This is a genomic window from Streptomyces sp. R11, assembly GCF_041051905.1.
Classification (GTDB): domain Bacteria; phylum Actinomycetota; class Actinomycetes; order Streptomycetales; family Streptomycetaceae; genus Streptomyces.
The window spans coordinates 6,708,342-6,720,772 of record NZ_CP163432.1; the positions used below are offsets into that span (position 1 = coordinate 6,708,342).

Consider the following 12,431-nt stretch of genomic DNA (forward strand, 5'->3'; position numbering starts at 1 on the left):
TCAGCTGAGAATGTCGTCACGCAGCTTGCCCCAAGTTCCTTGGAGGGCGCCGATGTGCCGGTCGAATTCGGCGCTGATGGCGTCCTCCTTGTGAGTCGTGGTCCCCTTGCGTTGGCTGTCGAACTCGTTCTTGATGGCCTTCATGAGCTTGTCACCGGTCTTGTCCTCAAGCTTCTTGAGCGCCTTTTCGAGACCTTCCTGGTCGTCCTTGTAGTGTTCGCGCCACACCTTTTCTGCGTGCTGCTTGGATTCCTGATCGGACATGCCCTTCATCTGCTTGAGCGCGTCCTTCTTGTCATCTGCCATGTCTCCACGGGTGTCCACACCCACGGGGTCGTCACGGTAAGTCGTGCTGTAGTGGATCGGTATGCCATCCAGCCGCTTGTCCCGGAGAGTGTCGGAGCATTTAGCGTGGCCCTGGCCCTGCCCGCATGGTTCACGTTCGGTGTACAGGCCGATGGGTGTGTACGTTGATCCGTCCGGGTCCATACGCTTGAGCCAGTCAAGCAGGTGTCGCTCCGAATGTCGTGGCTGCACCCCCTTGAGGTTCTGGTTGGCCGGAACAGACGAGTCCACGATGTAATGGACATCGCTCTCCGGTGGAGGTCCCTGCACCTCCAGGACTGCGTAGTTCTTTCCGCTGAAGTCTGGTCCGTGCCGCCTGATTTCCTTGAGGTCGTCGGTTTCGAGGTTCTTGAATTCCGCCTTCTTGAACAAGGCGTTCATCGCCATGCGATGCAGCCGCACACCGAGCGACTCCTTGGAGATCTTCGCGCCGCGGTCCGGTGTGTCCTTGTCGGGTTCGCCCTCGCCCTCGTTCCGGTAGGGATTCGCGATCCGTTCCGGGCTGCGGCCCACCGCGTGCTCCTGGTGGAAGGAGAGGCTGAGCCTTGCGAGGGACGCCACAACGGCCTGCTGCTCTCCACGCGACAAGTCACGGAAGCCGGTGAGACTTTCGCTCAACTGCTCCCTGGTGAAGCTACGTGCTCCGCCAGGATTGGCATTCGGCCCGCTGCCGTTCGTCGCCCGCACAACGTTCCCGAGCTCGCCCGACTCCGCCCAGCGGTTGAGTCGGTCGTGGACCCGGTCGAGTTCGACCCTGTGGACGTCCCGCTCCTGTCGCAGCCTTTGCTGCAGCGCGTCGGGCTCAAGGCCGTACTCCTTGGACTTGTCACCCTCCGGTGTCTCATGGGTGCGCGAGACATCGCTGTCCGGCCCGTCCTCGGTCACCCGGCGGCTTTCGTCCGCGGTGTCACTGGTGCCTCGGTCGTGAGGGTCGGTGTAGGGGTGGTCGTCGGGATCCTTGGCGCTGTCCTTGTCGCCCGTCGAATCTGTGGGGTCGTCGTGCTGGTGAGGGTCCTGCCCAGCAGGGTTTCGGGGTCCTTGGCGGGGTGCCTCGTCGCGGGTGGTCTCCGCTCGGCCGTCGGGGCGCGTCGTGGTGTCGCGCTCGGAGTCCGGCCGTTCGTTTGTGTGCGGTTTCCGGTTGGACGGGTCCTGCCCGCGTGGGTCGGCCGACCGCGCGGTGGGGTTGTGCTGCTGCGAGGCGGCGTGGGAGCCCGTGACAGGAGGCTGCTGGCTGCTGGGCCGATCGGTTGCCGGGGTATCGGGTGCCTGGCGGGCGGGGGTGTCGGAGCGGTCGCTCGGCGAAGAGGCCTGCGTCCCAGGTGCCGGAGTGGTGGTCCTGTCGGGATCGAGCGTGTTGGCCACGTTGGTGCGAGTGCCGTTGTCCGACTGCGACGCGCCGTCCTGGCCAGGGGGTGTGCGCCGGTTGTCTCCGGCTTCGTTCTCACCTTCACCGCGTGCGGAGCCGGAGTCCGACCCCCGTGCGGCGTCGGGAAGTTCTCCTGTCGACGGCCGGTCCGACGGCCGGTCCGACGGCGGATCCGACGGTCGTGACTCGGGGCTGAGCGCGCCCTCTTCGCTATGTCCGTCCGCATCTCTGACGGACGGCCTGTCTACGGTGTTTGCGGGTTCTGAGTGCGGGACGTTCTCGCCGGGCGCATGGGCGGGTGTCTCACCAGAAGGGGCCGGGTCGTCGGTCTGCTTGTTCTCGGGACCGTCGGATGCGTCGGTCGTGTTCGGTTGGGCACTGTCACCGCCGTCTTGCGACGTGTCCGTACCCTGCTGGGCGTGCTCGGAGTTCTGGGTGTGGGGCTGGCTCGTGTCGATCGGATTCCGGTCGGCGTCCAGCGGGATGTGCCAGACGTGTTCCGCCTGGTCGATGTGGAGCGGCTGGTTGCTGACTTCCCCGCTCTGGGTGTCGATCCAGACGATGTTGCCGTCGTGGTTGACGACGTTGAAGGCGTGGCCGCCTCCGCCGGGCCAGTCGACCTGGACGATGGCCGCTGAGCCGGGTCCGGCCTGCTGGAGGGTGGAGGCGATGTTGTTGGCGGTGTTGGGGTCGCCGCCGGGTCCGGCGTAGGTGTGGGCGGCGCCGGTCCAGCGGATCTGGTTGTCGTTCGCGTTGTCCTCGGGGGTGAACGGGTTGTGGTTGCCGTTCTCGTCGAGGTCGACAGTTCGTGGGGCTGAGACCTGGGGGTTGCCGTACCAGGTCTCCAGGAACGAGCGGGAGCAGTCTGCGCAGTTGTTGCTGCGGCCCGGGACCGTGTTGCCGCCGTCGTTCTGGAGCTGTGTCCAGGGGCCGAAGGGGTCGGGGAAGCGTTCCGGGGTGCCGTCCTCGTTGTGCGGGACCGCGTCGGCCAGAGCCTGCTGATCGGCGGGATCGGGCTGGGACAGGCCACCCGGGTGGTGGTCCAGGTCGGCTCGGATGTCGTCCAGGCTGTCCTGCTGCGGGTGTTGGTTCTGGGAGTTGCCGGGGTTGGCCTGGGGCGAGCCCGGGGGCTGGGGTGTGGCGGAGTCCGCGTGCGACGGGGAGTCGGAGGCGGGCGGTGTCGTGACGACGGTGTGGATCGGGACCGCTGTCACGTCCTGATGGTGCTGTTTTTGCTGCTGCGAGTCGGGCGGTGTGTTCTCCGACTTGTGCGGTTGTGCGGCTGGCTGCTGCGGAGTGCTGGGGGTGTTCGGCGTGTTCCCCGCCGGCTGGTGAGGCGGCCTGGAGGGGGTGGCGGGCGAACCGGTACTCGGCTGGTTCTGGGTGCCGGGCGTGCCAGGAGTGGCGTGGCCCGGCTGCGTCGAGGAGTTCGGGTTGCTGTTGCTCGGCGTCGAGGACCCCGGACTGCCGCTGCTCGGTGTGGAGGTGTGCGGCGTACTGCTGCTCGGCGTCGACGAGCGCTCGGGCCCGCCGCCGGTTGAGGTGGACGGCGTCGTCGTGGGCGTGCCGGTGGACGGCGATGCGGCCCTGGGGGGCGTCGACTGGGCCGGGTTCTGGTTCGGCGTCGTCGTGCTCGGGTTGTGGCCCGGGGTTTGGGTACGGGTGCCGCTGTTCGAGTCGGCGTTGTTGCGAGGTGTGCTGCCGTCGCTCGGGTTGGTGTTCGCGGGGTTGTTGCGGGGAGGAGTGCGGTCGCCCGGAGTCGTGTTCGTGGGGTTGTTGCGGGACGTGTTGCCGTCGCTCGGAGTCGGGTTCCCAGAGTTGCTGCGAGGTGTGCTGCCGTCGCCCGGAGAGGTGTTCCCGGGGCCGCTGCGCGGTGGAGTACGGTCGCCCGGCGTCGTACCGGGAGTGTTCCGCGGCGTGCTGCCCTCGCCCGGGGTCGTACCCCCGGGCCGCTGGGCCGGTATTCGACCATCCGGCGTGCCCTGCGTACCCTGCGTACGGCCGTCCCCCGCCCCCGGAGCACGTCCGTCCGGCGTTGAGGCAGGCCTACTTCCCGGCGTTGAGGCAGACGTACTGCCCGGCGTTGAGGCAGGCGTACCGCCCGGCGTCGCAGCCGGCGTACTCCGAGGCGCCGCAGAAGGCGTGGCGCTCGGAGTGGAGGCCGGCCCCGTCCCCGTGGCCGACGGCGTGCCAGGTGTGCCGGCGGAAGGATTCCTCGCCGGGGCGGAGTTGGCGTTCGGGCTTGTGGCGGACGGCGTGCTGGAGCCGCCGGAGGCGCCCGGGCTGTGCTGCCCACCCGGTGTCGCACCCCCGGTGGAAGGCGCCGTGGGCGACGTCGGCATGGCCGAGCCGCCGTCCGAACGGCCGCCGGAACCGGAGGGAGACGAGTCGGCTGCCGGCGCCGGTGCGGCGTTGGACTGGGTGGGAGCGGTGGCGGCCAGGCCGTCGATCTGGGTGCCGATCGAGCCGCTCCCCGGCGAGGAGGACGTACCGCCGGACGACGTGGCCCCCGACGAGGGCGTGGACTGGGGGCTCGGGGACGACAGGCCGGATACGCCGGAACCACCGCCGGAGTGGGATGGACCGGACGAGCTCGGCGTGCCCGACGAACCGTTGGAACTGGGAGAGTTGGCCGATGGCCCACCGGACGAGGGGTCGTCGAAGTCCGAGAGGGACGACCCAGACGGGGCCACCGACGGCCTCGAGTACGGCGTGTCCGAGGAGGACGGATTCTGCCCGGAGCCGGAGTTGGAATCGGATCCCGAGCCGGAGTCGGGGCCCGGCCCCACATTCGGTCCGCCGATGTCGTTGCCGCCGGTGTCGGCCGATATCCCGCTGCCTATGTTCGTCCCCGGCCCGCTGCCGTTGCTCGAACGCGACGACGTCGAGGAGTCCGACGAGTCCGACGACCCGGACGACCCGGAGTCCGAGGAGGAGTTGGAGTTGGAGCTGGAACTCCCCGAGCCGGAGTCCCCGCTCCCGCCGCTGCCGTCACCACTCCCGTCGGCACCGGCACCGCTGTTGCTGCCCGGCGTCCCGGACGGCCCGTTGTACCCGTCGATACGGCTGTCGATCGCGTGGTGGAAGCGGTCGCCCGCTTTCTTGCCCATGCTGTCGCGCACGCCCTCGGCGAACGTCTGCGGGCTCTGCTTCAGGGCCTCAAGGCCCGCCGTGCCACCGGCCTTCATGGTGGCGCCGACGTCGTAGCCCTCCTGGGCACCGAAGCCGACGTTCACCGTCTGGCGGATGAGGTCGGTGATGATCGCCTCGATCGCCGAGATCGCAGGCTCTTTCATGGTCTCGATGAGTGCCTCGAGCAGCGCCTTTTTGAGCTCGTCGAGGATACGGCGCACGAGGAGGCGGGCCGCCTGGGTGGCGCCCATTCCCGCTACCGAGGACAGACCGAAGGTGAAAGGCGCGGCGGCGGCCGCGGCGGCGATCTGGATGGCCAGGGCGATCAGCTGGGCGATCACCGCCCACTTGGCGAACTCGACGAGGTAGGCGCAGGTCTCCATCACGTTCGCGATGAGGAAGGCGGCCTCGGCGGCGTTACGGAGGTAGCCGTCGCCGCCCCCGCCGTCGAACTTCTCGTACGTCTTCGTGAACTTGTCGATCGACTCGCCGGCGTTGTTGGCGGTCACCGTGCGGGCGCTGGTGTTGGCCTTGGTGTGCAGGTCGGTGACGTCCTCACCGAACTTGCGCCACAGGTCGGCCGAGTCTCTGAGCTTGTCCTCGTCCGCCGTAGGCCAGTTGTAGCCCAGCATCTGGAGAACCCACTCGAGTTCGTCCGGCAGCATCATCGACACAGCAGTAAGCACCCCCGTCAGACAACACAGCCGTACAACTCCCTCACCCGTGAGGGAAAATCACACAGGAGTACAGCCGTCCGCAAAGTTTACGGACTCACCGGCCGGCAACTTCAGGGGGTTGCTGTCACAAGTCCGTTTCAGGTCGCCGCTGTTGCCGGAAGCGAGCGGCAGGGCGGCCGACCGTTCACTGTGTACGGCCCTGGGTGCGCTGTCGGTGTCCCTTGACGTCGGGTCGGCCGACGTGGCCCTCGGCGCGTTCGGACTCGCCGAGCCAGATGTGCGGGACGTACTGCTGGACCGCCGAGACGAGTTCCTGTCGGCAGGGCGCGGGGAAGGGGAGGCGGTGGCGCAGGCGGGGCAGGTCGGGGTGCAACGGTTCCTCGTCGCGGACGAGGGTCCACAGGACGGGGTCGTCCCGGTCGATCGGGCCGGCGGGGAACAGTTCGAGGGAGTGGACCTTCTGGCTTCGGCCGAACTTGCTCCAGTACAGGCCGACTCCGGCGAGCCCCTGCCAGGGGATGACGTTGCGAAGCTTTCCGTTCTCGACCCACAGGCCGGTGGCGTCGACGAGGATCCGGCTGCGACGGTTCGCCCAGTTGGCGATGAACAGGAACACGCCGAGCGCACCGAGCAGCAGCATGAACACGAGGCCCACGTAACCCGCCGGGTTGGATTCCCCCTTCTGGTTCCCGGTAGCAACCACGACCGCGCCGACGACGCCGACCGCGCCCATCGCGATGAGCAGGACGGAGCAAGGGAGGCCGGTCATGGCGCCGCGACGGCCGGTCCGAATCACCATGGCGTCGGGCGCGGGGGAGGGCGTGTGCGAAGGCAACATGGTGCGTGAGCTTAGCGAATTGACCTACGCTGCCTCCCCATGACGACGCACGGCCGGGAACTCGGCGGGGAACACGTACAGACGCAGCTGCGAGGCGACGAGGGCGATCCGGTCCCGCCCGAGATGGACGAGTTGCGGGCGAGTTTCCCCATGCAGTCGGATCCGGGGTTCGCGAGCCGGCGGTCGCAGCAGGCGCGGAGCGCTCGCGGTGGGCTCATGGCCGCCGGGGCGCTGGTGGCGCTGGTCTGCCTCTTCGTGATCGTGGGACGCCTCAACAGCGGTACCCAGGCGAGCGTGGGGACCGCGATGTACTGCGTGAGCCTCGCTTCCGCCGGCCTCAGCGTGGAGTTGGCGCGGCGCGCCCGCACCCGCCTGGCCATGATGGCGATCATTCTGGCGGCGGCGGGCGCGTCGCTGGCGGACGCGATGCCCTGACTCGCCGGACATTCCGGTCAGCGAGCCGCGGGCCGACTCAGGCCGTACGGACCAGTCGGATCGGACCTTGGTGAATCACCATCAGACCTTGGTGAAACACAACGTGTAGTCGAACCCCCCGGCTGTTGCGGTACTGGATGCCGTAGTCGTACTTCGCCGAGCACTCCTGGTCCTGTCCGGGGAACAGGGCCCCTGTCTTGTACTCGGCCTCGGGCGAGCCGCAGTCGACGACTGTCGGCAGCGGTTCGCCCTGAGGGTCCGCGACCTTCACGCAGTCGCCGATCTCGGGGTCGTGCGTCTTGTCCTCCTCGGCGGCCGCGGACGCCGAAGCCTCCGCCTTCGCCTTACCCCCGGTGGGGCTGGTGTTGTAGTCCCAGACGTAGTAGCCCAGCCCACCGAAGATCGCTATGACGACGACGGCGGCTGCGGCAGCTGCGGCGGGTAGCCGTACGGCTGCTGAGGCTGACCGTATGGCTGCTGCGGCTGGCCGTACGGCTGATTCGGATACTGCGGTGGAGGCGTCGACATGCCCGGGAACCCCGTAATTGGCTGAACGTTGAATGAACTGCCAAAGGTCAACGTGAAGTTGACCCGGCGCAGGCTATCCCCCGACGCCAGCCGGACCGTCACCGGGTCAGAAGTAGCTGATCAAGAACGACACCGCGGAGCCGACGATCCCCACCCCGATCGCCCCGATCACTAGCGACCGTGTCACTCCCCGCCCGGCCGCCTCCCAGGCAGCGTCGAACGAGACACGGCTCTGCCCGAACGGAGCGAACCCGGTGGCGAGGCAGAACACCCCGAGTCCGGTGAACACCCAGCCGCCGAAGAACGCGGCGAACCAGCGCCAGGCCCGGTCCATCCCGGCCTGGACGTAGTCGGCACCCGTACCGCCCTCCGACGTCGGCGGCTCCGTCTGCTGCACGGACAACTCGGTGCCCTGCACGTACCGTTGCCTGACCTGCACCGCCGCGTGGGCGTCCGTGCCCTTGCCGCCCTCGGCGACGAACGTGCCCTCGCAGCGGACGGGACGGCGGTTCTTACGGCTGCTGCGGGAGGCGTTGTTCGGGTAGCTCACCTCGCACTGCTGCACCGTCAGCGTGCCGTGGGTGCCCGCCCAACCGGCCGCGTACGCCCCCTCGTACGCGCCGAACCCGCTCAGCCCGAGGCCCGCGATCAGAAAGACCAGGCCGCCCGCGCGCCCCAGGCGCCCGAAGGCTCTGCCGAGGAGGCCGGCGAGGGAACGGTCGACGCCGGTGCCGCTTCCTGTGCCTTGCGTCCGAGCCATGACGATGCGGTCCTTCCGATGCGGTCCTTCTTCTCTACGGCCGATGGGGGCCCCAGCATGGCATCCCCGTGTGACGGGAGATACTTCAGGTGTCGAGAGGCGACGAGAGGCAGCGACATGACGAGGCAACCCGAGAACTCACCCAACCCGCAGGGCTCTTCGCAGGAGCGCGGCGTGCTCGACGAGGCACTCGAACCCGAACAGATCCGTTCCCTGAACTCCGCCCTGCGCAAGTTGTCCGAGTCCGACGCCGGCGGCAAGGACCTGCAGGAGGCGGCCAAGAAGCTGCTCTCCGGCCGCCTCGCCCTGCGAGACGCCATGGACGACCCCGCGGTGTCACGAGCCCTGGGCGGAGGCATGGCCTCCCTGCGCGGTCAGTGGGAGTCGCTCTCGGAGGACGAGCGCGACCAGATCAGGCACGGCGAGCCGCTCACCGGCGGTGACCCCGCCGCCGGGCCGTCGGATCCGAAGCGGGCGCAGGGCGAGGATTCCCAGTCCGGGAAGAAGAACCAGGGACGGCACAGCGGCGGGTTCTCGCTGTACTGAGCACGCCCGAGAAGTACGTTCACGCCCGAGCCGTAGTTCACGCCCGAGCTGTACGTGTCATGCCTGGCGCTGCTTCCGGTACAGCGCGATGGCCGCCTCAGTCGGATAGTTGGGCACGGTGACGGTCTCACCGGTCTCCTTGGAGACCACGATCTTGCTGCCGCCGGGCGGAGCCGGCTGAGGCCGCCCGGCGGCGTCCGTGACGGGCGGGAACACCGCGTACACCAGGTAGCCGATGTCGAACTCCTCGACGCGCAGTTCGGCGGGACTGCCGTCCGGCAGCCTGGGCTGCGCAAAGCGGCTGCGCACGATGGCGAGGGCCTGGTCGGAGGTGGTGGGCGCTGCCGGGTGGTCCGAAGTCACGGTCGCTCTCCTTGTTGTCTCGTTTGCCGCGGTGGGGATCTGCCCAGGGGACCGGGCCGGTCAGAACAGCCCGTGCCACATCTGCTCGACGATCAGCGACCACCAGGTGTCCGCGTTGCCCAGCGCGGACGCGTCCACGGCCGCCAACTGCTCCTGCAGCGCCGCCACTTCCGCGCCGGCCGCGACCGGGTCCAGACCCTGCAGCCGCTGCCGTGCGTCGGCGAGCAGCGCCAGGGAGCGCGCGAAGGCGGCAACCGAGACGTTGACGTAGCGAGCCGCGGCGGTGACCGGGTCCACCGCCCAGAGCGCGCCGAGGCCGTCCGGCTGTCCCGAGCCCGGCAGGACCTGCACGGCGATGACTGCGACCCCGTCGAAGCCGATCCGTACCAGGTGCGCCAGGGCGCCGATCTTCTCCTCGCCGGCCGGGCTGCGCCGCTCGCGCAGATTCGTGGCGACGTCGGTGAACAGGCCACCGGCCGGTGGGGCGTCCGACCGGTCGGCGGTGAAGAACAGCGGGAGGTCGGCCGGCAGCCCCGCCCACGTGAGCGTCGCCCCGGCAGCCTCGGGCAGCGCGCTGGCGGTGATGTCGTCGGCGTCGAAGCGACGGACGCCGTCCTCGCCGAAGACCTCCACGAGATGACGGCCCAGGGCCACGTCACGCATCGGCTCGGCCGGCGTCACCTGCGCAGGTACCGGGACGCGGTGCGGGCGGGGCGGCGGCTGCTGGCCGGCCATCCGGTGCATGGTCTCGACCTGCTCGACCAGCGCTGCGATGCCCTCCGCGCGCGCCTCGGGACGAGCCCCGTAGGTCTGTGAGCAGGAGAGCTGGGCGTTGCGGAAGGTGTTGAGGAGTTCGGCCGTGTAACCGCCGGGGAGCAGGCTGGGACGCAGGTCGGTGTGGATGGCCACGACGTTCTCGGTGGGTACGTTCATCCGCCGCAGCTCGGCCCACGCCTGGTACTCGGCCGGGGGCAGGCCCGGGGCGGAGGTGCGGAAGAGGTTGGTCTCCTCGCCGTTCGCCGGGTCCGTGTACGTGAAGACAGCGGTGTTGCCGGGACCGGTGACCGGACGGGCGCCGCCTTCGGACGCGCCCGCGCCCTGTCCCGCCCCTCCGTGCTTCTGCCGGTACATCTGCACAACTTCGTCGACCGGCACCGACGGCCAGACCGTCAGTTCGCCGGTACGACGGTCCACGACCCCGCACGCGTTGCCGATGTCGGCAGGCGGCCGCCGCTGACCGGTCTCCGGGTCACGCTCGGGCTCCGCAGGCGCCGCCCACACGACCCAGCCAAGGTCGAACTCCTGCGTCCGCACCTCGCGGCGCGGCTCCGTGGAGCCTTCCGGGTTGAGCCAACGGTCGGCGATGGCGAGCGCCTGCTCCTGGCTGGTCACGGGAGGCTCCTTCGAAGTCATCGGTTGTGGCTGCCTACGAGGCTATCCCCGCGCCCGCCGCGCGAATACGGAGGGCCTTCGCTCCGCGCTCGGTGGCGACGAGCAGGATGCCGTCGGCGGACAGGTCGGCCGCGGTGAATGGCGTGTCCGAGATCAGCGCGGCCACGAGTTCCTGATCCGTCCGGTTCCAGACACGCAGGTAGTCGGCGCCGCGGCTCAGCCCCAGCGGAGCGGCGGCACGTTCCTCCTCCGACGGGCGAAGGATCCGCTCGGGGTCGATGTCGCCGAGGTGATCAGGCTGTACGAGGCCATGGACCAGCACCGCGGAACCGGATTCCTCGCCGGGCGCACCGACCGGCCGTGCGCCCGGCGTGCCCGCGGGCACGACCATTACGGCGACCGGGGTGGCGGCTCCGTCGGGGCGAGGCAGGCTGCCGACGGTCACGTTGCTGATGCCGGGGACCGGCAGGCTCCACAGCGTCTGCCACGGCAGTTCCAGCCCGAGCCGCTGGTGGATCGCCTCGGCGTACTCGGGCAGGCCGTCCTCGACGAACGCGGTCTCCAGCAGGGCGGCGCGCAGCGTGGCGGGCGCCTGGGTGCGGGTCAGCAGGGGCGCCGTACGCAGGTACGTGCGGGCGGGGGCGCCCAGCTCCTCGGTCGGTACCGCCTCGATGGCGGCGCGCAACGGCACCGGATCGGCGTGGACGAACAGCCCCGGGTCGGTGAGGAGTTGGGGCAGGAGCCCCGCTTCCAGCGTGTGGCCCGCGATGTTGTCGCGTACGTAGGGGTCGGCCTTCCCCCAGTCCTGCTCGGGCACGGCCTCCAGCAGGGCCATCGCGATCTGGCTCTGGGCGGCGGCAACGTTCGGCAGCCCGGCGCGGATCTCGTCGCTGATGGCCGGGTGCAGGAGCCGTAGCAACGTACGCCCGCCGTCCGCCTGCTCGTCGTCCGCCGCGTCCGCGTCGGGTTCATCGGGCTGCACGAACGGCCCGGCGAGCAGCATCCCGCCCGCGATGGCCTGGCTCATGTCCTGCCCGGCGACCGCGCTCGCCAGCCGCGCCCACAGTTGGATCGGCAGACCGTCGGCCTCGGCCAGGGCGAGCGGTGCCAGCAGGAGCCGCAGCGTCTGCGAGTCGGTGCCGAGCCGCCTGGCGTGCAGGTCCAGGGCCTCACCGACAGACGTCGGCAGGAACCTCTCGTCAGCCGGGTCGAAGCCCTCCGGAGCCATCAGGATGCAGTTGACGGCGAGTTGGACGACCAGCGGACTGGTCCCGGCCCGGCGGCCGATGGCCGCTCCCAGGGCGAGACGGGAGGCGGGATCCACGGTGAACGGAAGCTCGGGTGCTCCGAACTCCGCGCTCAGCGCCGCCTGCGCGTGCCGCAGCAGGCCCTCGGGGTCGGCCCACTCCGGCTCGTCGAGATCGATGATCTGCACGGTGCCGGACGGCAGGACCTCGGCCAGCTCGGCTGCCAGCGGACGCGGCACCTCGGCCAGCAGCCGGACCGTCTCCGTGGCGGCCAGGGGGGAGAGCACCTCCCGTACCAGCCGTGCGGGTTCGCCCGCCGTCCGCACCGGACCGGCACGGTCGACGTCCGGTACGACGACGGTCACCGGCTCGTCGAGTGCCGCCAGTTCGGCGTACACGCCCTCGACACTGGTGGCGTTCAGCTCGTAGTGATCGGCGAGCAGCCACAGGACCTGGGCCGCGGTCAACCCCCCGGGGGCCGGTACGGCCGGGGCCGGCAGGTCCGGCGGCACCGTCGACGGGTCCATCTCGTCGAGCGGCAGCCGCTTGCGGTACTCCGGCTCGCACAGCATCAGGAACCCGGTGAGCAGCCGCGAACGCCCGCTTCCGGAGCTGCCCGTGAGCACGACCACGCGGGGCGCGCCGGGCGCGGCACCGCGCCAGGCGGTGAGCGCGCGCAACGCGGCGGTCCTGCCGCCTATGTGGGGGTGCGGTGCGTGGTGCTCGGTCGTGCCGGTCATGGGTCCCCGTCCTCCGTCATCGCGGACGCATTTTCGTAGGACCTTGATCTTAGGCGCCGGGC

Annotated in this window: 8 protein-coding genes; 2 read left to right on the plus strand and 6 right to left on the minus strand. The window is 69.9% G+C overall.

The annotated features are described in order from the left end of the window. Positions 1 to 5,511 carry a toxin glutamine deamidase domain-containing protein gene (locus AB5J55_RS31030; RefSeq protein WP_369273779.1) on the minus strand — a complete coding sequence of 1,837 codons (5,511 nt, stop codon included), beginning with the start codon at positions 5,509 to 5,511 and terminating at the stop codon, positions 1 to 3. Between the two features lie 193 nt (positions 5,512 to 5,704). Beyond that, positions 5,705 to 6,358 (minus strand): hypothetical protein, encoded by a 654-nt coding sequence (locus tag AB5J55_RS31035; protein ID WP_369273780.1) that lies wholly within the window; start codon positions 6,356 to 6,358, stop codon positions 5,705 to 5,707. 39 nt (positions 6,359 to 6,397) lie between these two features. Between AB5J55_RS31035 and AB5J55_RS31040 the strand changes: the two genes are divergently transcribed. Next, complete coding sequence (locus AB5J55_RS31040) at positions 6,398 to 6,793, plus strand: hypothetical protein (RefSeq protein ID WP_363032262.1); 396 nt, start codon at positions 6,398 to 6,400, stop codon at positions 6,791 to 6,793. Positions 6,794 to 7,427: 634 nt separating this feature from the next. Here AB5J55_RS31040 and AB5J55_RS31045 read toward each other — a convergent pair. Next, positions 7,428 to 8,081 carry a hypothetical protein gene (locus tag AB5J55_RS31045; protein WP_363032258.1) on the minus strand — a complete coding sequence of 218 codons (654 nt, stop codon included), beginning with the start codon at positions 8,079 to 8,081 and terminating at the stop codon, positions 7,428 to 7,430. 117 nt (positions 8,082 to 8,198) lie between these two features. Here AB5J55_RS31045 and AB5J55_RS31050 point away from each other — a divergent pair, with 117 nt between their 5' ends. Next, positions 8,199 to 8,627, plus strand: a complete 429-nt coding sequence (locus AB5J55_RS31050; protein WP_365064171.1) for a hypothetical protein — start codon at positions 8,199 to 8,201, stop codon at positions 8,625 to 8,627. 57 nt (positions 8,628 to 8,684) lie between these two features. Here AB5J55_RS31050 and AB5J55_RS31055 read toward each other — a convergent pair whose 3' ends face one another. From AB5J55_RS31055 to AB5J55_RS31065, 3 genes are read right to left on the minus strand one after another with little or no spacing between them, the layout of a single operon-like run. Then, positions 8,685 to 8,990 (minus strand): hypothetical protein, encoded by a 306-nt coding sequence (locus AB5J55_RS31055; protein ID WP_328878831.1) that lies wholly within the window; start codon positions 8,988 to 8,990, stop codon positions 8,685 to 8,687. Positions 8,991 to 9,050: 60 nt separating this feature from the next. After that, positions 9,051 to 10,382: an SUKH-4 family immunity protein gene (locus AB5J55_RS31060; RefSeq protein WP_369273781.1), complete on the minus strand. Its 1,332-nt coding sequence runs from the start codon at positions 10,380 to 10,382 to the stop codon at positions 9,051 to 9,053. A gap of 34 nt (positions 10,383 to 10,416) precedes the next feature. Continuing rightward, positions 10,417 to 12,369, minus strand: coding sequence for an ATP-binding protein (locus AB5J55_RS31065; RefSeq protein ID WP_369273782.1), 1,953 nt, complete (start codon positions 12,367 to 12,369; stop codon positions 10,417 to 10,419). Positions 12,370 to 12,431: the final 62 nt, after the last annotated feature.

Bases quoted from the DNA above. Each gene is read 5' to 3' on its own strand.
- AB5J55_RS31035 (WP_369273780.1), bottom strand. From the start codon at position 6,358: ATGTTGCCTTCGCACACGCCCTCCCCCGCGCCCGACGCCATGGTGATT.
- AB5J55_RS31040 (WP_363032262.1), top strand. From the start codon at position 6,398: ATGACGACGCACGGCCGGGAACTCGGCGGGGAACACGTACAGACGCAG.
- AB5J55_RS31050 (WP_365064171.1), top strand. From the start codon at position 8,199: ATGACGAGGCAACCCGAGAACTCACCCAACCCGCAGGGCTCTTCGCAG.
- AB5J55_RS31065 (WP_369273782.1), bottom strand. From the start codon at position 12,369: ATGACCGGCACGACCGAGCACCACGCACCGCACCCCCACATAGGCGGC.
- AB5J55_RS31030 (WP_369273779.1), bottom strand. From the start codon at position 5,511: ATGATGCTGCCGGACGAACTCGAGTGGGTTCTCCAGATGCTGGGCTAC.
- AB5J55_RS31045 (WP_363032258.1), bottom strand. From the start codon at position 8,081: ATGGCTCGGACGCAAGGCACAGGAAGCGGCACCGGCGTCGACCGTTCC.